This window comes from Neobacillus sp. SRL179 (assembly GCF_984799095.1).
On sequence record NZ_OZ481792.1, the window covers coordinates 838,687 to 858,797 of the forward strand.

General features: G+C 40.4%; 17 protein-coding genes. All 17 read left to right on the top strand.

The window, feature by feature from the left end; translation table 11 throughout:
- The first annotated feature begins 142 nt into the window (after positions 1 to 142).
- The 17 genes from AC4E8C_RS04100 (at position 143) to kduD (ending at position 20,074) form a co-directional block, all read left to right on the top strand.
- Positions 143 to 1,090: a carbohydrate ABC transporter permease gene (locus AC4E8C_RS04100; RefSeq protein WP_490210475.1), complete on the top strand. Its 948-nt coding sequence runs from the start codon at positions 143 to 145 to the stop codon at positions 1,088 to 1,090.
- Between the two features lies 1 nt (position 1,091).
- On the top strand, positions 1,092 to 1,925 hold the full coding sequence (locus tag AC4E8C_RS04105) for a carbohydrate ABC transporter permease (protein WP_490210477.1): 834 nt from the start codon (positions 1,092 to 1,094) through the stop codon (positions 1,923 to 1,925).
- Between the two features lie 66 nt (positions 1,926 to 1,991).
- Positions 1,992 to 3,335, top strand: a complete 1,344-nt coding sequence (locus AC4E8C_RS04110; protein WP_490210478.1) for an ABC transporter substrate-binding protein — start codon at positions 1,992 to 1,994, stop codon at positions 3,333 to 3,335.
- Positions 3,336 to 3,407: 72 nt separating this feature from the next.
- Positions 3,408 to 4,577, top strand: coding sequence for an oligogalacturonate lyase family protein (locus AC4E8C_RS04115; protein WP_490210479.1), 1,170 nt, complete (start codon positions 3,408 to 3,410; stop codon positions 4,575 to 4,577).
- Positions 4,578 to 4,904, top strand: coding sequence for a cupin domain-containing protein (locus AC4E8C_RS04120; protein ID WP_490210481.1), 327 nt, complete (start codon positions 4,578 to 4,580; stop codon positions 4,902 to 4,904). It abuts the gene before it with no gap.
- 23 nt (positions 4,905 to 4,927) lie between these two features.
- Positions 4,928 to 6,040 carry a glycoside hydrolase family 88/105 protein gene (locus AC4E8C_RS04125; protein WP_490210483.1) on the top strand — a complete coding sequence of 371 codons (1,113 nt, stop codon included), beginning with the start codon at positions 4,928 to 4,930 and terminating at the stop codon, positions 6,038 to 6,040.
- A 218-nt stretch (positions 6,041 to 6,258) separates the two neighbouring features.
- Positions 6,259 to 8,058: a sensor histidine kinase gene (locus AC4E8C_RS04130; protein WP_490210485.1), complete on the top strand. Its 1,800-nt coding sequence runs from the start codon at positions 6,259 to 6,261 to the stop codon at positions 8,056 to 8,058.
- Positions 8,051 to 9,619 (top strand): response regulator, encoded by a 1,569-nt coding sequence (locus tag AC4E8C_RS04135; RefSeq protein ID WP_490210486.1) that lies wholly within the window; start codon positions 8,051 to 8,053, stop codon positions 9,617 to 9,619. The genes AC4E8C_RS04130 and AC4E8C_RS04135 overlap by 8 nt, the downstream gene beginning before the upstream one ends.
- Before the next feature lie 79 nt (positions 9,620 to 9,698).
- Positions 9,699 to 11,015, top strand: coding sequence for a multi antimicrobial extrusion protein MatE (locus AC4E8C_RS04140; RefSeq protein ID WP_490210487.1), 1,317 nt, complete (start codon positions 9,699 to 9,701; stop codon positions 11,013 to 11,015).
- Positions 11,016 to 11,148: 133 nt separating this feature from the next.
- Positions 11,149 to 12,567, top strand: coding sequence for a glucuronate isomerase (gene uxaC / locus AC4E8C_RS04145; protein ID WP_490212465.1), 1,419 nt, complete (start codon positions 11,149 to 11,151; stop codon positions 12,565 to 12,567).
- Positions 12,568 to 12,634: 67 nt separating this feature from the next.
- Positions 12,635 to 13,633 (top strand): LacI family DNA-binding transcriptional regulator, encoded by a 999-nt coding sequence (locus AC4E8C_RS04150; protein ID WP_490210489.1) that lies wholly within the window; start codon positions 12,635 to 12,637, stop codon positions 13,631 to 13,633.
- A gap of 64 nt (positions 13,634 to 13,697) precedes the next feature.
- Positions 13,698 to 15,167, top strand: a complete 1,470-nt coding sequence (locus AC4E8C_RS04155) for a tagaturonate reductase (RefSeq protein WP_490210491.1) — start codon at positions 13,698 to 13,700, stop codon at positions 15,165 to 15,167.
- Between the two features lie 14 nt (positions 15,168 to 15,181).
- Entirely contained in the window at positions 15,182 to 16,675 is a 1,494-nt protein-coding gene (locus AC4E8C_RS04160; RefSeq protein ID WP_490210492.1) for a UxaA family hydrolase, read from the top strand.
- Between the two features lie 58 nt (positions 16,676 to 16,733).
- Complete coding sequence (locus AC4E8C_RS04165; protein WP_490210493.1) at positions 16,734 to 17,378, top strand: bifunctional 4-hydroxy-2-oxoglutarate aldolase/2-dehydro-3-deoxy-phosphogluconate aldolase; 645 nt, start codon at positions 16,734 to 16,736, stop codon at positions 17,376 to 17,378.
- Positions 17,375 to 18,391 (top strand): PfkB family carbohydrate kinase, encoded by a 1,017-nt coding sequence (locus tag AC4E8C_RS04170; RefSeq protein WP_490210494.1) that lies wholly within the window; start codon positions 17,375 to 17,377, stop codon positions 18,389 to 18,391. Before AC4E8C_RS04165 ends, AC4E8C_RS04170 begins: the two co-directional genes overlap by 4 nt.
- A 27-nt stretch (positions 18,392 to 18,418) precedes the next feature.
- Positions 18,419 to 19,249, top strand: coding sequence for a 5-dehydro-4-deoxy-D-glucuronate isomerase (gene kduI / locus AC4E8C_RS04175; RefSeq protein WP_490210495.1), 831 nt, complete (start codon positions 18,419 to 18,421; stop codon positions 19,247 to 19,249).
- 42 nt (positions 19,250 to 19,291) lie between these two features.
- Positions 19,292 to 20,074: a 2-dehydro-3-deoxy-D-gluconate 5-dehydrogenase KduD gene (kduD, locus tag AC4E8C_RS04180; protein WP_490210497.1), complete on the top strand. Its 783-nt coding sequence runs from the start codon at positions 19,292 to 19,294 to the stop codon at positions 20,072 to 20,074.
- Positions 20,075 to 20,111: the final 37 nt, after the last annotated feature.

Sequence of the window (20,111 nt, forward strand, 5' to 3'; positions counted from 1 at the left end):
AGGCTGCCTTCTTTGTTATGTTAATAAAAAAATTTAAAAAATTATGAACATCTAAAAAAATCAAACAAACGGCTAAAGATATTGAATTCTCCATGAAAGCGTTTTCGATTACAATAAATAACAAGAAAGGAGGATCCATTGAATGAATCTAAGACAAGAGCTTGAAGCACCGGTCGTTTCTACTTCAAAAAAGAAACCAATGAAAAAAAATAAATTAGAAAAATGGATACCTTATTTGTTTATTTTGCCATCAACACTAATGATTGTTATCTTTTTGTTCTATCCGATTGGAACGGTGTTCTACTACAGTCTTCAAAATTATGATATTTCCGCTCCCTTTTATAACAGTTTCGCCGGAATAGACAATTTTAAGAAGATTTTCACGGGGGATAAATTATTTCTTCCAAGTTTGCTGACCTCATTTAAATGGGTGGTTTCACAGGTAGGCCTGCAGCTAATCTTTGGCTTGATTGCAGCTCTTCTTCTCAATCAGAAATTTAAGTTTAGAGGGATGATCAGAGCGGCTGCTTTTATTCCTTGGGCAATTTCGGGTGTGTTAGCTTCTGTAATGTGGTCATTAATGTTCAATGAACATATGGGTGTAATCAATGATCTTTTCATGAGAATAGGGATTATCAGCGAAAGCAAGGCTTGGCTGGCTGATAGCACGACTGCTTTTATCTCAGTCGTAATCGCTGAGTTATGGAGAGGTATTCCTTTCTTTGCCATTACCCTACTCGCTTCACTTCAAAGTATTCCAGAAGAACTTTATGAAGCTGCAAAGGTGGATGGTGCAAGCAGAGTTAAATCGTTCTTATATGTGACATTGCCGTCATTAAAAAATACCATTGTCCTGACAACTTTACTTCGTGTCATTTGGGAGTTTAATAACGTCGACCTTCTTTTCAACCTTACTGGCGGTGGGCCGGCACATAGTACCACAACCTTGACAATGTATATTGCTGAACAGGCCGTACACGGTTCCAACTTTGGATATGGTTCTGCTTTGACAGTGGTAGCCTTTGGTATTTTACTAATCTTTGCTATTATTTATCTGCGAATTACAAGATATGAAAGGGAGGGGAATTAACATGAGCAAACAAAAAAGAGTTGACCGTTTACTGACATTTAATTTGCCGCTTTTGGTGATGCTCGCTTTTACTCTCTTTCCATTATATTGGACAATTAATACTGCGTTTAAACACGAAGGAGATATTGTCAAGCGGCCGCTTGGATACATACCGGCGTCGCCAACAATTGATAACTTTGTGACAGCATGGACTAATGTAGGATTTTCAACCTATTTTAAAAATAGTTTAATAGTTGGTGTATGCACCGTATTTATAGTATTAATTCTATCAACTTTATCTGGCTATGCGCTAAGCCGTTATAAATTTAAAGGCAAGCGATCGTTCCTGCTCATGCTCCTGTGCACCCAGTTTATACCGAGGTCTATGTTGATTATTCCATTGTTTATTATCTTTAAGCATTTGGGATTAATCAGTAACCCGTTATCATTAATTATTACTTATGCAGCGGTTGAGATTCCGTTTACGACCGTATTAATGAATGGATTTATCTCAAATGTTCCTCGAGAACTTGAAGAAGCAGCAATGGTTGATGGCTGCAACAAGCTCCAGGCCATTCGCTATGTCATTTTTCCACTCCTCATCCCGGGGATCGTAGCGACCAGTGTTTTTACCTTCATCTATACTTGGAATGAATTCCTGATTGCCTTGATGCTGACAAACCAGCAGGGCAGGTTTACACTTCCAGTCGGTCTGAGCTATATGATGGGTGAATTTAATATCAATTACGGCGCATTGGCGGCCGGCAGTGTAATCGCTTTAATTCCTGCAGTCCTAATGTTTGCCTATGCACAAAAGCATTTGGTTAATGGTATGGGTGGAGCTGTAAAAGGATAAGGCAAAATCCTATAATAGTGGGTTTTAGTAAAAATCATATATAACAAATGATTGAGGGGGATTTTTGTGTACAAAAAGTTTTGGAAAACAGTTGCTGCTACTTCAATGGCTGCCACACTACTGCTGGCAGGATGCAGTTCGGGTTCTGGTAACAGCGAAAAGGCTGGCACAAAGGAAAAGAAGGCCGATCCAAATGAAAAAGTTACTATAACATTTTGGGATGAAAATGCTGGTCCACAGCGGACACCAATTTGGGAAGAATTAATCAAGCGATTTGAAGAGAAAAACCCTAACATCGATGTTGAATATGTCGGGCTGCCAAAAGACTCGGCAAAAGCGAAGTACGATGCATCCATTGCTGCGGAAGATACTCCTGATGTGGGCAGTGTGCAGACAAGCTGGCTTCCAGAGTTTGCACTAAGAGAAGCATTGCTTCCATTAGATTCCTATTTCAAAAAATGGGAAGACAAAGACAAAATTAATAAAGGCGCGATTGAATTCAACAAGGAAGTCGTTGCTGACCACAAATTATATGGAATTCCATATACTCAAAACCTTGATATTCTTTGGGTTCGTCCAGACTGGTTCAAGGAAAAAGGGACAAAAGTGCCTGAGACATGGGATGAGTTCTTCACTGCTGTTGAACAACAAACTGACAAAGCTAACAACCGCTATGGTTATACAATCCGCGGAGGAGCGGGCGGTTCCTTCCAATTACAGCGGTTAATGTATGCCTACTCAGGTGAAGAGAACTACATTAAAGATGGCAAAAGTACCATCAACAGCAAAGAGAATGCTGAGTTTCTAAAGAAGTATTTTGCGCTGTATAAAAAATACACTCCACAAAGTGATATCACAAACGGATACAAGGAAATGATTGCAGGATTCGATACAGGTGCCGTGGCAATGGTTCAGCATAACATTGGTTCTTTTGGCGAACATAAAGAGGCGTTACAGCCAGACCAATACCAAGCGATTCCCCTTCCAAAAACAGCTGATGGCAAATATGTAGCTGAAGGTGGAAACACAATTGGAATCAGTGTATTCAAAACAACGGAACACCCGGAAGCAGCATGGAAGTTAGCAGCATTCCTAAATTCCAAGGACAGCCAATCCTACTGGAACCAGCAGGTTGGGCAGATTCCTACAAACTCTGATGTATTAAGCGAGAAATGGATACAGGATTCGCCGCATATTCAAACAGCATTCAAAGTGTACGACGATCCAAATACCATTCTTTACAAGCCGCCATTCTATCTTCCTGAATACCGCTCCATTCTTGATACTGTAGTGGATCCAGGAACACAGGCTGTAATGAGCGGAAAAATGACGGTAGAAGAGTTCCTTGATCAGTGGGCAAAAGCGATTGAAGACGCACAAAAGAAATACGATGAGCATTTCAAAAAATAAACATTAAAAATAAGGCCGTCTAGAAACTACTTTCGAGACGGCTTTATCTCATCTAAATAGGAGGCGAATAGGTTGATAGGCAAAGAGTTTCCCTCTGAGATAAAGGAATATGTTGATAAAAAGACCAAGAATACCATTATACAGTTAACCTCTGATGGCTCAAACAACTATCATTTATATTTTACAGACAATGCCTTTACCCAAGGAGACAAGGAGATTTATTTCCTCTCTGACCGCTCTTCCAAGTCTCCGCGCATTTATAATCTATTTAAGATGGATTTGAATACTGGAACAATTATTCAATTAACGGATGAGACAGAGGGGATTTCCCCTGGCACCCATACCAAAACGCCAGATAGCGAAATAGTCGTGTATGTAACCGGAAATGTAATTAAAAAATTGAACACCAGAACATCGGAAATTTCGGTGGTTTATAAAGAGAAAAACAATGTTCATCTCGGACACCCGCATATCTCTCCAGATAAAAAGTATATCGGACTGGCAAGGAATGAGCGAGTTGAAATCACTAGGGGGGCGAACTACAAAGGGTTTAAAGAAACAATGTATGCAACCAAAAAGGGGTGGATAACCCTTATTAGCCTCGATGGTTCAAAGGTTATCGATGTTTTTGAAGATACCCATTGGCTCGGGCATTTTCAGTTTTGTCCGACCGATAGCAGTCTTGGCATGTTTTGTCACGAAGGTCCGTGGAATTTAGTACACCAACGGATGTGGCTGATTGATATGAGAAGCAGAGGTGTAACGCCTGTATACCGCCAGGGGGAAGATGATTGTATCGGTCATGAATTTTGGACAACAGATGGAAAAATCTTTTTTGATAATCGCCGAAAAGGTCATGATGGGACGATTACGGTTAACAAGACCCAGGCAACGATTGAAAAAGTGGAAACCGATCAAGTTCCCTTTATTGGACTAGCCGACAAAGATGGGACCATCCTGCGTACCGTCGATTTGCCTTATTACTGCAACCATTATCACAGTAACAAAGATAATACTCTTTTAGTTGGAGATGAGGTAGAGGACCTTGTGTTAATCAACTTAGAAGGAGAAATGGCTTCCATTGAGACGCTCTGCACCCATATGACAAGCTGGCAGACACAGCAAACCCATTGCCATCCAACCTTCAGCTGGAATAATCAAAAAATCCTCTTCACTTCCGACCGTGATGGTCCAACTAACCTCTATTTAATTGATCTACATAAGCGTAAAGGGGGAGCGTAAATGTTTGTAAAAGGTCATTTGCTTCAGGCAGATTTTGCCGGAGAAGGTGCTAGGCGCAAGCTGTTGGCTCGAGGCGGAAGCATGATGATGACGGAAGTCACGTTTCAGAAAAACGCTATTGGTGAGATTCACTCCCATGTTCATGAACAAATTAGTTATATTGTTCAAGGCTGTTTTGAATTTACCTTGGATGGAAAAGTCCAACAAGTGGACAAAGGGGATAGCATCTATATTCCTTCTAATACCTTACACGGTGTGAAGGCACTAGATGACGAATCTATTATTTTGGATATCTTTACACCCCAGCGGGACGATTTTCTTAAATAACTGGAAAACCAGGAGGTAGAATCATGAATCATTCACAAACGGAAACGACCACTGTAACAGCAGAAATAGCATTAGCGATGGCTGAGAAAGCATCTAAAACTTTGATGAAAACTTTTACACCAGAAGAACTGCCGCCAGCCAATGTATGGCACTATCATCAGGGGGTTTACCTTTACGGTATGCAGCGTGTTTGGGAGAAAACGCAAAATCAAGCGTATTTTGATTACCTTAAACGTTATATTGATAATCTTTTAGATGAAGAAGGAAACTTTCTGTTCGAGCGGGACCAGCTCGACTCGATTCAAGTAGGGATTTTGTTATATCCATTGCTTAATGTGACGAATGATCAACGTTACAAGAAAGCAACTGATAAACTAAGAAATTTATACCATACCTTGAACAAAACAAAAGAAGGCGGTTTCTGGCATAAAGACAAATATCCCTATCAAATGTGGCTCGATGGCTTGTTCATGGCAGGACCTTTTGCCTTAATGTACCAGAATGCCTTTAACGAACAAGGGTTAGATGACATGGTAATAAACCAAGAAAAGCTAATGCGGAAAAATATGAAAGATGACCAAACAGGGCTTTTTTATCACGCTTATGATGAAAGCAAAAAGATGCCGTGGGCAAATCCTGAAACAGGCTGTTCGCCAGAATTCTGGGGACGTTCTGTAGGCTGGTATGGAACAGCACTGATTGATATCCTCGATCATCTTTCTAAGGATCATAGCGGTAGAGGAGAGCTAATTTCTTCTTTACAAAGTCTGATCAAAAGTCTTGTCAGCTTTCAAGATGAACAAACTGGTTTATGGTATCAAATTGTGGACAAAGGAAACTTAGCCGATAACTGGTTAGAATCATCATGCTCGAGTCTTTTCGTCTATACCATTGCCAAGGCGGTTGAACAGGGATATGTGGGGAAAGAATACCTTGAGGCCGCCATAAAAGGATACCAAGGATTATTAAATGAGATGATTGAAGTGGATGGAGATTCATTAACGATGAAAGGTATTTGTATCGGAACTTCTGCTGGTGTTTATGATTACTATGTTTCTCGTCCAGTGTCGGAAAATGACCTTCATGGGGTTGGGGCTTTTATTTTAGCGAGTATGGCACTAGTTAATATTATTTAATGATCCTTACAACAATTACTATGAGTTTAATAGTCTCAGATCAATAAAAAAAAAGCGTTAATGAACCCATAAATGATTATGGGTTCTAGCTGTTTTGGAAGATACGTGGGAATACCCATTTACCTGCCTATTAAAATATTGTATTTTTAATATAAAGATGATAGTAGAGAAGGAATGGAGAGGAAGTTCTAGATTTGTAAACGCTTCCTAATGTGCTCATGAGAAAAAAACTAGTTTTCTTTATTAAAAGATATTTTCTATTTTCTTTACGATCGACGATTATTTCGTTATTTCTACCGGTTATGATTTTCTTTATCGCATTTACGGGCTGGATATCCTATCAGCTGGCAGTGACCCAGCTGGAGGAAAATGCCTATAAGAATGTTGATGATACGGTATTTCAGACAAGGTCCTATTTAGAAAACAGGCTTTACGATGTATTTGAACAGCTGGTTACCTTCTCGAATGACCCCAAGACATTGGAACTGATTTCATCAGGGTCTTCTGAAGTGGCTCCTGATGATTATATTGAAATCAGCAATTCATTGAAAGTAATCCATTTAAATTACAACACCATTATCGAATCTATTTTGGTTGATATGCATAATGGGAAATTCTCTTTGTATCGCAGTGATTTCCGAAAGAATTTCAATCAATTCCCTTATCAGGAATATGCATCACAGTTTCGCGGCAGCAAACAAGGATTCTATTGGCATAATGAACATGTGGATGATATTTTTGCCAGCCAATCAGAAGTGGTCAGTGTCTTTAAGTTGGTCGGCACCGACAAATCCAAGGCAAATGGGATATTGCTGTTTAATTTACGGAAAAGTTTTTTTGAAAACGTTTTAAATAAATCATTGATTGGGGAACATGGCTATCTTACCCTTGTCAGTAAAGATGGCGCGTTTAACTCAAAACCAGTGGACGAGAAATACCGTTTAAATACCAAGGAATTAAGTTATTTGCAGTCATTAGAGGATGAAAGCGGGAGATATGAGTTTCAAAACACAGTTGGAAAGAACATGACAATTATCTACGATACCATAGGTGTGAATAAGTGGAAGGTAGCGGCTGTTTTTCCAACGGATGAAATTTTAAAGAAGGCTAATTATATCAAAATTGTCACCGCTCTTGTGAGTCTTATCTTAACAGGGATTGCTATTCTCATTGCTAACTTTTTGGCTAAATACATTACCAACCCGGTTTCTGCGCTGGTCTCTCAAACGAAGCAGCTTAATGAGAATAATTTAAATCTTACCTTCTCTCACAATGGTCCCAGAGAAATTGGCATTCTGAAAACAGCGTTGGATGATCTGCTTGTTAGGATTCACACACTTTTGGAGCAAATAAGGATGGAACAAGATGAAAAAAGGCAGCTTGAATTTTCGATCATGCATGCGCAAATCAATCCTCATTTTCTCTATAATACTCTTTATTCGATAAAGGGCTTATCCGATATGGGAATGAATAAAGAAGCTAGCAGCATGATTACAGCCCTGTCGAATTTTTTCCGGATCAGCATCAGCAGGGGAAAAGAAATAATCAGTATAGAAGAAGAAATCGCCCATATCCAAAATTATCTAATTATTCAAGAAATGAGATATGGAGATGATTTTTCCTATGAAATTGATGTAGATGAACATTTATTAACCTGCAAAATTGTTAAACTCACCTTACAGCCACTAATTGAAAATGCCATCTATCACGGGGTAAAGCAAAAGAGGGGCAAGGGGAAAATTATAATTAAGGGCTATGAAGTAAACAATACAGTATACCTCGAAGTCATTGACAATGGCTCCGGTATTGATCGTGAAAAATTAATAACCATTAAAGAAGAGCTGCAAAGCAAAAGGAGCAGTTCCCCAACGATTGGCATTGGTCTTAGAAGTGTAAATGAAAGAATCAAACTTCATTATGGGGAAGCTTATGGATTATCGATTGAAAGTGAAGCAGGAGACGGAACCAAGACCTTGGTAAAAATCCCAAAAACACGGGGGGAAGTAACGAATGTATAAGGTAGCAATCGTGGATGACGATCGAATTATCCGCAAAGGATTATCAAGCGTGATCCCTTGGGAGGAACATGGATTTGAATTGGTTGGTGTAGGTGCCGATGGTGAACAAGGATTGGAAATTATTAAAGAAAATGATCCTCATATCGTTATTTCAGATATTCAAATGCCCTTTATGGATGGACTGGAAATGACGAAGGCGATCAAAGAACATAACCCTAAGACCAAAGTCATCTTGTTAACGGGTTATGAGGATTTTAAATATGCCCATGAGGCTATTAAATTAAAAGCCTATGATTATTTGCTTAAACCAGTCGAGACCAGTGAATTAATTGAAAAACTGAAACAAGCATCGTTAGAATTAGAGCTTGAGCTGCAGAATGAACATCATATTCACGAGAGTCAATATTTTCTCCAGCAGCAGTTTCTTAAAAGGCTAAGCCTTAATGACTGGACGAATGAAGAAATAGCTAAAGAGTTGAAGAAGTTAGGGGTGGATCCTAAAGGGACAGTGATAAATGCCCTATACATTAAAATGGATCAGACCGATGTTTACCCCGAGACAACCGAGGATACTATAAAGATAAATATGATAAAGCATTGCACAGACCTCTTAAATCAGTTTAATCTGGAAGGCTGCGTCCTAAATGCTGAAGCTGATCATTTTGCTGTCTTGCTATTTGGTTCAGAAATTCTTCCGTGTGCCATTTCTAAGTTAAAACGAAAATTACTTTCAACTGTGGAAAAAGAGTTTCAAACAACGATTACGATTACTAGCGGGAGAATCTATCATGAACGGGCAGATGTTTGCCGCTCCTATCGGGAGGCAGTAAAAGCTATGGGTTTCCGTCATTTAGTGGGGATTAATCAAGCTTTTACTATTGAAGAAATTGAATCCTCAAACCGTGAAGAAGTTGCTGAACAGCTAAAGGTGGAAGAAGATTTATTCCGATATATTACCCTCGGGCTTCCGGAACAAGTGACGGAGCTGTTAGAAAAAATAAAACATGATCTGCTCACAAATAAAAGCATATCCTTGCAGGAAATTGTCTTATTTGCGGTTAGAGTCATTAGTTTACTATTTTATGAATCATCTAAAATAGCGAAAAACTGGGATGAAACAAGGTTTGATCATGTCGAAAGCAGAATCGTAAAATTGCAGACCATCGATGAAATTTTTTTTGAAATCAAAATCATTGCTGTTGATTTAGCTGAGTTTGTCAAACGACTAAATGGGAATCAAAAGCACACCCTTGTCGATAAGGCGATTGACTTTATTCGTGACAATTACCATGTGGCCAATCTAAGCCTCCAAACCGTGGCAGAGGAAGTTCATGTCAGCTCCGCTTATCTTAGCAATCTCTTTAAAGTAGAGAAGGGTTTTAACTTTGGAGATTTTCTCCTTGAAACAAGAATGAAAAAGGCGATGGAGCTTTTTCAGCAAACCGATTTGAAGACCTATGAGGTCGCTGAAAGGATTGGCTATTCTAATCCTCAATATTTCAGCAGCAGTTTTAAAAAATACACAGGTTATTCTCCTGCCAAATTTAAAAAGCTAAAATAAGGTCTAATATTTCGTTTTACGAAATAATGATTAATGACCATGTAAAAAAACGGAGATGAATGGATAGGGGGAATCATAATTGCCAAAGCCGGTTAAGGATTCCAGTTTTATCAAAATCCTACTCTTTTTTATTCCATTGGCTGTCTCTGCGAGTCTAACATCGATTTCCCATATCATCATTAATGGAACATTGAGCCGAGCGAACCATGCTGAAGTCATTATCGCCAATTACGCGGTTGCCTTCTCATTGTTTGGAATCCTTGAGCGTCCGGTCTTAGTTTTTCGACAAACGAGCTCTGCCTTAGCAAAAGGGAAAGCCTCCTTCAACAAAATAGCGGCCTTCTTTATCAAGGTTTCCCTTATTATTACCGTTCTTTGTGCATTAATAGGTCTTACTCGGCTTGGGGATTTCGTGTTTCAGTATGGTTTTAATGCAGACGCTGATTCGATGTTTTCCTTGAAGTTAACCTTTCTTGTTCTGTCAGGAGTCATTCTTTTTTCCGGTCTTCGCTGCCTATATCAGGGAATGATTATTAATAAGCTGGAAACAAAATGGTTAACCATCGGGGTTGTGATTCGGTTAGCAGGCATGTTTGCTGTCGCCGCTTATTTAATCATATTCCATCATGCAAATACGAGTACAGCAGGTGCGATTATCTTTTTAACTGGAATGGGAATCGAATGCTTGGTTAGTGTCTGGCGCGGGCATTCGATTGTGAAAGAAAACAAAAAGGAAGCGGAAACCACTTTGAAACAAAAAGACATTTCTGCTTTTTATTTTCCTTTAGTATTTTATTTGTCATTTCAGACCATTTTAATCCCGATTATTTACGCGTTTCTAGGCAAAATTCATAATGTTCATTTAGGGATTGCTTCTTTCGCATTGGCATTTAGCATTACCAATCTAATCCTAAGTTTTTTTATGTACACTCATCAAATCGTTCTTCAATTTTATGAAAATAACAAAAAAACTGTTTTGAAATGCGTAATGGTTTTCAGTATTGTTCCCTCTGTTTTTCTGGCGATTCTCAGCTTTACAGCTGCCGGCCCGTGGTTTATGAGAACCGTGTTAGGGGCGGACATGGGATTAGCGGCAGAAAGTCTAAAGGTATTAAAGTTTTTTATTATTAAAACCTTGGTTTTCCCGTGGGTGGATTACTTCGGCGGTCTTTTAATGCTGCAAAAAAGTACAAAATCACTATTAAAACCGCAGATTATGAATATGATAGCTGTAGTACTTGTCATTATTCCATTAGTGTATTGGAGTCCTTATTTAAACGGGAGGGCAGGGGCAATTGCCGCCTCAGCAGGTGAATTGGTCGGCCTTATCGCTGTGTACCATGTGGTATCACGCAAACAAAAAGTCTTACAACCGGCGGAACAAAAACCGATCTAAATTTTTTAATAAAAATGTTAACGTTAACATTTACAGTTTACATATATGTATTTATTTGTTAGACTGAATTTACAGAAAAATGTTAACGTTAACAAAACTATAGACAGGAAGGTGTACGGAAGTGGAGAAGTTTATGGGTCCTAATTTTTTGCTTAAAAATGAAACCGCCGTCACATTATATCATAATGTTGCAAAGGAAATGCCAATTATTGATTATCATTGCCACTTAAGCCCTCAAGAAATCTATGAAAATAAGAGATTTAAAAATATAACAGAAGCCTGGCTTTATGGTGATCATTATAAATGGCGGGCGATGAGAGCGAATGGCATACCCGAGGAATATATAACTGGCAGCGCCAGTGACTATGAGAAGTTTCTAGCCTGGGCCAAAACGGTTCCCATGACCATTGGCAACCCGTTGTATAACTGGACACATTTAGAGCTGCAGCGGTTTTTTGGCATCTATGATGTATTGAACGAAAAGAGTGCACCGGAAATTTGGGATAAGGTGAACACCTTACTAAATAGCGAGAGCTTTTCTGTCCGAGAGCTAATCATGAAATCGAATGTGCGTGTCATCTGTACAACAGATGATCCGGTTGACAGTTTGGAGTACCATGCGTTGTTAAAAGAAGAGAAGGATTTCCCTGTTAGTGTGGTACCAGGATTCAGACCTGATAAAGGACTAGAAATCAATCGTGAAGGTTTCCTTGAATGGGTGAAAAAACTGGCGGCGGCTTCTAGCGTAGAAATTAACACGTTTGAAGATTATCTTGCAGCATTGGAAGCTCGGGTGCAGTTCTTTCATGATGCAGGAGGCACTGTTTCTGATCATGCATTAGATTCCATGGTCTATGAGGAGGCATCCTTTGAAGAAGTAACTCAAATTTTTGCCCATAGGTTATCGGGCAGCGCCGTTTCATTGGAAGAGGAAAAGAAATTTAAGACTTATACTCTAATCTTCCTTGGCAAGCTGTATGCTGATTTGGGCTGGGCGATGCAATTCCATATGAATGCCCATCGCAATAACAATTCGAGAATGTTTCAGCAGTTTGGTCCTGACACTGGATATGATTCCATTAATGATGATCAAATTGCCAAACCATTGGTAAGGATTCTTGATTCCTTAGAACAAGAGGGTAAGCTTCCAAAAACCATTCTTTATTCATTAAATCCAACTGATAACATTGTGATTGGCAGCATTATCAATAGTTTTCAAGACGGAAATACCCCTGGGAAAATCCAGTTTGGCACAGCGTGGTGGTTTAATGATACGAAAGAAGGCATGCTTGAGCAGATGAAGGCATTATCGAGCGTAGGCCTCTTCAGCAGGTTCATTGGTATGCTTACAGACTCGAGAAGCTTTTTATCTTACACAAGACACGAATATTTCCGCAGACTGGTATGCAACCTGATTGGAGAATGGGTCGAGAATGGTGAATTCCCATATGATATTGACCTTCTATCCAAAATTGTCCAAGGCATCTGTTATGGTAATGCTAAAGAATACTTTAATTTTAAAATTACAGAACCAGCCGAAAGCCTAATCTAAAGATGGTTAAGCTAAAAAGGCAGCAGTAAAGGAAATGGTTGGATGTTGAAAAAGGATGGATTCAGAGATGGTTACGATAAAGGATATTGCTAAATTAGCCAATGTATCACATACAACGGTATCAAGGGCACTGAACAACAGCCCGTTAATTAAGGAGCCAACTAAAAGGAAAATCCTTGAGCTTGCCTCTCAGCTGAACTATACACCAAATTTTAATGCCAAAAGTCTAGTCATGCAGAAATCCTATACGATTGGATTGTTTTTAACCAGCATCAATCATGGTACCTCAGCGAGTTTCCTTGCTGATAGCATTAAGGGTGTGAATAGCATCATTACCCAGGATTATAATCTTTTCATTCGCGGAATTGATGACTATCAAGACTTTTCAAGCATTAACCCCCAACGGTTTGATGGGATTATCCTGATGAGCCAAAGTGTTCGTGATAACTCTTTTATCTATCATGTATTGCAAAAAGGCATCCCTCTAGTTGTCCTGAATCGAGAGATTGAAGAAGATCATCTTATCAATATTTTAAGCAATGATACGGAGGGGGTACACAACGCTGTCGAATACCTGATTGAAAACGGTCATCGCGAGATCGCGATCATCGAGGGTACTCCAAGCTTTAAATCAGCTCAAAAGCGAAAAGATGGTTACCTTCAAGCGTTAATTGAACATGGCATTCCCATCAAAAGTGAATATGCGGTTCAGGGAAATTATGACATGGAAAGCGGTTATCAGGCGATGGACAGATTATTGTCGTTGGAAAATCCGCCAAGTGCGGTATTTTGTTCAAATGATGATATGGCGATAGGGGCCATGAATGCTATCTTTGCAAAAGGACTAAAAGTACCTGAAGATATCTCCGTATTCGGTTTTGATGATATCGGTTTCTCACAATACATCACGCCAAGACTCACAACCGTAAAACGTCCTTTAGAGCAAATTAGCATTCTAGGTGCCGAGAAAATGCTCTCGCTGATTATGGACGGTGAGCAGAACCCTGAAAAAATTCTCTTAAAAACCGAACTGATTATCAGAGATTCAGTCAAAAAGGTAAGATAGAATCCCTTTCAAGAGGGGGATCACTATAAATGTTCACGTGTGCATAAAATGAGGAGAGTGGACGATGCAGAAGTTAAATCGAAAAAATTATCAGGAATGCCGTTCCTACCCTGAGAAGATTCTTCAGTTTGGAGAAGGGAATTTTTTAAGAGGCTTTGTTGACTGGCAGATTCAAGTCCTGAATCAAAAAGCTGGCTTCAATGGCAGTGTCGTTGTTGTTCAGCCCAGAGGATCTGAGAAAATCGAGAGACTTAACGGTCAGGACGGATTATTTACCCTTTATTTACAGGGGATGAAAGATAATCGTCCTGTTAACGAACATATTGTGATTGATTCAATCAGCCGTGGGATTAACCTTTATACCGATTATCAGGACTATATAGAGCTGGCGGCAAAGGAGGAGCTCCGTTTTATTATCAGCAATACAACAGAGGCTGGGATTGCTTATGACCCTGAAGATAAATGGGAGGACCGGCCGCAGCGGAGTTTTCCAGGAAAATTAACAGCCTTCTTATATCATAGATTCCAGGCTTTTTCCGGAGACATGCAGCGTGGCTGTATTATTATTCCCTGTGAACTAATCGAAAATAACGGGCCGGTCCTAAAGAAGATGGTCCTAACATATGCCCAAAACTGGAGCCTTGGCAGTGAATTTATTGATTGGCTCGAGCAGGCCAACACGTTTTGTTCGAGTCTGGTGGACCGAATTGTCCCAGGATTTCCTTCCGACACCTTTCATCAAAAAACAACGGAACTTGGCTATCTTGATGAATTAATGGTAGTGGGAGAGCAGTATCATCTATGGGTAATTGAAGGACCAGAATTTATCAAGCAGGAGCTTCCAATAGAAGGTACGGGTCTCAATACGATGGTGGTCAACGATTTAACGCCATTCCGCACGCGTAAAGTCAGGATTCTAAACGGCGCCCACACAGCGATGACGCCGGTTGCTCTTTTATCCGGCTTAGAAATGGTGGAAGAAGCCGTATGTGACAAAGAAATCGGCTTATTTATTAGAGATCTGATAACCGAAGAAATTATTCCTGCCCTGGAAGGGGATGCTGTGGAACTCGGGTTGTACGCAGAGGAAGTCCTAGCCCGGTTTGCGAATCCATATATTAAGCATTATTTAACGAGTATGGCCTTAAATTCTATTTCTAAGTTTGTCACAAGGAATTTGCCTTCGCTTTTTGACTACGTGAAAAAGAGGAACTCTCTTCCAATCAAAATGGTTTTTGCATTGAGCTGTTTGATTTTCCTTTACAGAGGAAAATTGGGAGAAGAGAAAATCAGTTTGCAGGAACGCCCTGAAACACTGCAATTCTTTCAATCTAGTTGGGAGATGTATGAAAACGAGAAAATAAAGTTAAATGAGCTAGTTGAAAGAGTATTAAGTGAAAAAGAGCTTTGGGGACTGGACCTTCATACAATTACCGGTTTGACCGGTACGGTAACGAAACACCTCAGTAATATTGAACAGCTGGGAGTAAGGGATGCGCTAAAAGAAATAATGAAAACTTCAATTCAGCCATAAGGAGGGAAGGGAAGATGAGGGATTACCTTAAAATTCATGAAAACGATAATGTCATTCTGGCGTTAAAGGATTTAAACAAGGACGTATTACTGGATATTGACGGTGGAACCGTTCAATTAAAAGAAGTAATCTACCGGGGACATAAGGTCGCCATTAAAGAGATTCAGGAGAATGAAGATATCATTAAATATGGGTACCCAATAGGTCATGCCTTAACAAAGATTGCCCCTGGCGAACTGGTCCATACCCATAATGCGAAAACAAACTTGTCTGGTACAGAAGAATACCAGTACCAGCCAGTTCTAACCACTAATCCTTATCAAGCAGAACCACGGATCTTTAAAGGCTATCGACGTGAAAATGGGTCTGTTGGGATTCGAAATGAACTTTGGATTGTCCCGACGGTTGGATGTGTGAATGGAATTGCTGAAAAAATCATTAAACGTTTTGAAAAATATGTGGGCGATCATAGCCCGTTTGATAATGTTCTTGTCTTAAAGCATAGTTACGGATGTTCACAACTAGGCGACGACCATGAGAATACGAAACAGATTTTAGTAAATGCAGTCAATCATCCGAATGCAGGCGGGGTTCTTGTTCTAGGCCTTGGCTGTGAAAACAATGAACTGCCTGAATTTAAAAAGGCACTTGGTACTATCAATGAAAATAGAGTGAAATTCCTGATTTCACAAGCGGTATCCGATGAAATTGAAGAGGGCTTTAAGTTAGTCATGGAGCTCTATGAAGAGGCAAAACAGGATAAACGGGAGGATATTCCGCTGTCAGAGTTAAAAGTAGGATTGAAATGCGGGGGTTCGGATGGGTTCTCAGGGATCACGGCAAATCCGCTTCTTGGCAGATTTTCTGACTACCTCATTGCCCAAGGCGGGACAACAGTTCTGACTGAAGTACCAGAAATGTTTGGTGCAGAAAAGATTTTAATGGAACGATCGGCCAACGAAGAGGTGTTCCATAAAGTGGTTGATTTAATCAATGACTTTAAAGCCTATTTTCTGCAGCATAATCAGCCGGTTTATGAAAACCCATCGCCCGGAAATAAGGCAGGCGGAATCACAACACTAGAAGATAAATCCCTTGGCTGTACGCAGAAAGCGGGCACCTCAACAGTTGTGGATGTCCTTAAGTATGGGGAGGTCTTGAAAATGAAGGGACTCAACCTACTGAGCGCTCCTGGAAATGACTTGATTGCTTCCACAGCACTTGCTGCTGCAGGCTGCCATATCGTTTTGTTTACAACAGGAAGGGGAACACCATTTGGAACCTTTGTACCGACAGTAAAGGTTTCGACCAATACACCAATTTATGAAACAAAACCTCACTGGATCGATTTTAATGCCGGGACTTTATTAGAAGATCATATCTCGTCTGACGAAGTTCTAAAGGATTTTATTGAGTATGTCATCAAGGTAGCGAGCGGTGAAATGGTAAACAACGAAAAGAATGACTTTCGTGAAATCTCCATTTTTAAGAGCGGCGTGACATTATAATTCTCCTCTATGAAACTTGCATTCTTGTAAAAAATAAAGACCTTTTAAGGGGGCAATCATGAAAAAACTTGGAATTATCACCAAGCTTACCAATTGCGGTGTAGTAGCGGTTGTCAGAGCAGATTCGAAAGAAGAAGCGATTCAAATATCTGAGGCTTGTGTAAAGGGCGGGATTATTGGGATTGAAGTGACTTTTACGATTAGTGAGGTAGAAACGGTTATCAAAGAACTGGTCTCCCATTTCAATGATGAAGTCGTAATCGGTGCAGGCACGGTACTTGATGCTGCTACAGCAAGAATTGCCATTTTAGCCGGAGCCCGGTTTATTGTAAGTCCTAGCTTTGATAAAGAGACAGCCAAGCTCTGCAATTTATATCAGATCCCATACATGCCCGGCTGCATGACGATTACGGAGATGAAAACGGCGCTGGAATATGGGGCAGATATTGTTAAATTATTCCCGGGTAACGCATTCGGACCGGATTTTATCAAAGCGGTTAAGGCGCCGCTTCCGCAAGTCAATATTATGCCAACGGGCGGTGTGAGTCTGGAGAATGCTGACCAGTGGATTCAAAATGGCTGTGTGGCAATAGGAGTAGGAGGAAACCTCGTTGCCCCGGCAAAAACCGGAGAATATGAAAAAATCACCGAATATGCAAGTCAATATGTTAAAAAAGTACAGGAAGCAAGAGAGGGTTTATGATGAAAAAGGTTGTTACGCTTGGAGAGATTATCCTCAGGTTTTCAACTGTCGAAGGAGAACGGCTGTCCCAAGCCGGTCAGTTGACTGTGAATTATGGAGGAGCGGAAGCCAATGTGGCCGTTTCCTTGTCTCAATTTGGATTTGATGCCTTCTTTGTCAGCAAAGTTCCGGATAACGCTTTAGGCCAGGCTGTTAACGGGCATTTAAGAACCCATGGTGTTCGAACAGACTACCTGCTAAAGGGCGGAGATCGACTAGGCACCTATTATCTCGAGGCCGGAGTGGGGGAGAGAAGCGCACAAGTTACGTATGATCGAAAATATTCCAGTTTCTCGATGCTGGAAGCAAATGAAGTAAATTGGGAAGAAGTTTTTCAGAATGCTTCCTTATTCCATGTTTCGGGGATTACCTTGGCGCTGTCTCCCCAACTTCAGGATACCGTTACGCTAGCTGTAAAAAAGGCTAAGGAATTTGGTGTCAAAACGAGTTTTGATTTTAATTACCGGTCTAAGCTTTGGAGCCAGGAAGAAGCTGGGAGAGCCATTTCTCCATTGCTTCCTTATATTGATATTTGTTCTTTTGGGGAACTCGATGCCATTTATTTATTAGGATTCGCTAAAGCGGACCCTTCCCTTTCAGAGACTGAAAGGTTATTACAATATTATTCTCAGATGACTGAAATGTATCCGAATATCCAGTATATCAGTTCTACATTTCGAACAGTCATTTCTGCATCCAACAACATGCTGCAAGGAAATCTGTTCGCACAAGGCCAACTCTATCAATCTAAAGTCCATACTATTGCCCCAATTATCGACCGGGTGGGCGGCGGAGATGCTTTTGCAGCAGGTATCTTAACAGGTATTCTTGAAGAATTTCATCCGCAGCAGACCGTTTCATTTGCTACAGCTGCATCGGCACTGAAACATACGATTCACGGTGATTGTAATGCCTTTACTAAAGAAGAGGTATTTCAATTTACCGAGAGTGTTCCTGGAAAAATAGTTCGATAATAATTGAAAAAAAAGGAGAAGTGAAAAATGGAAACACGTTACGCGATTCATCCGGAAGATATGAAAAAATATACAACTGACGAGTTAAGAAGAGAATTTTTAGTAGAAACCCTTTTTGAATCAGGACAGGTCCACTTAACTTATACCCACAACGACCGCATGATTTTCGGAGGGGTAACACCAGCTGAAAATGAATTAACGATTAAACTAGATAAAGAATTGGGTGTCGAGTATTTCCTTGAACGCCGTGAGCTTGGAATTATTAACATTGGCGGGGATGGTTCTGTCATCCTTGATGGAGAAGAATATGATATGAAGGCTCGGGACGGACTATATGTAGGGAAAGGAACAAGAGAAGTCCTATTCCGTTCGAAAGATGCAAGCCAGCCTGCTAAATTCTATATTAACTCGACCCCGGCACATCATACGTATCCTACCGTTAAAATAGATATTAACGAAATCGTGCCCCTTGAAACTGGTGAGCCTGGAACTTTAAACGAGCGCAAAATTTATCAATATGTGCATCCAAATGTATGTGAAAGCTGCCAGCTTCAAATGGGGTTGACTATGCTATCCCCAGGCAGTGTTTGGAATACGATGCCGTGTCATACACATGAACGCCGTATGGAAGTATACCTATACTTTGACATGGAACCGGAAACACGTGTCTTTCACTTTATGGGTAAACCAGAGGAAACAAGGCATTTAATCCTAAAAAACGAGCAGGCGGTCATTTCTCCAAGCTGGTCTATACATACAGGAACAGCGACAAGCAACTATACGTTCATTTGGGGAATGTGCGGAGAGAACATCACTTATACGGACATGGATTTTGTAAAAATGGAAGATTTGAAATAACCCTTAGCTTTTAAGAGAAATCAAAAATTGGAGGTTATTAGAATGTCTAATGAGCTTAAAGGCTTTTCACTAGATTTTTTCAGCCTTAAAGGAAAAGTTGCAATCGTGACTGGAGGTAACAAAGGTCTTGGGCAAGCGTACGCTGCCGCACTGGCCAAGGCAGGGGCAGATCTTTTTATTGTTGCACGGAGCGGGGACTGTCAGGAAACAAAGGAACTGATTGAAGAAACCGGTCAACGAGCAGTATTTTTTCAAGCAGATTTAAGTGACAGGACAAAAGTAAAACAAGTGGTATCGGAATGTCTTAAGGAATTTGGGAGAATTGATATTCTAGTCAATAATGCGGGAACGATTCGCAGGGCACCGCTGTTGGAATACAAAGAGGAGGATTGGGACGATGTCATGGAAATCAATCTAAATTCTTTGTACCTCCTCAGCCAGGAGGCAGCCAAGGTAATGGTCGAGCAAAAGTCAGGAAAGATCATCAATATTGCTTCCATGCTTTCCTTCCAAGGGGGTAAATTTGTTCCCCCTTATACGGCGAGCAAACATGCGGTAGCTGGTCTTACCAAGGCGTTTGCCAATGAATTGGCTGAGTATAATGTTCAAATCAATGCGATCGCACCTGGATATATTGCGACCGATAATACGGCACCGATTCGTGCTGACGAAAAAAGGAATGCAGAAATTCTATCCCGGATACCGGCCGGACGCTGGGCTAGTCCTGCAGACTTGATGGGAGTGGTCGTATTCTTAGCAAGTGAGGCCTCTAACTATATGAACGGACATGTATTAGCTGTAGATGGCGGCTGGCTTGCCAGGTAATCTTTCAGGTTGAAAAATAAAAAGCCGTACCAGATTT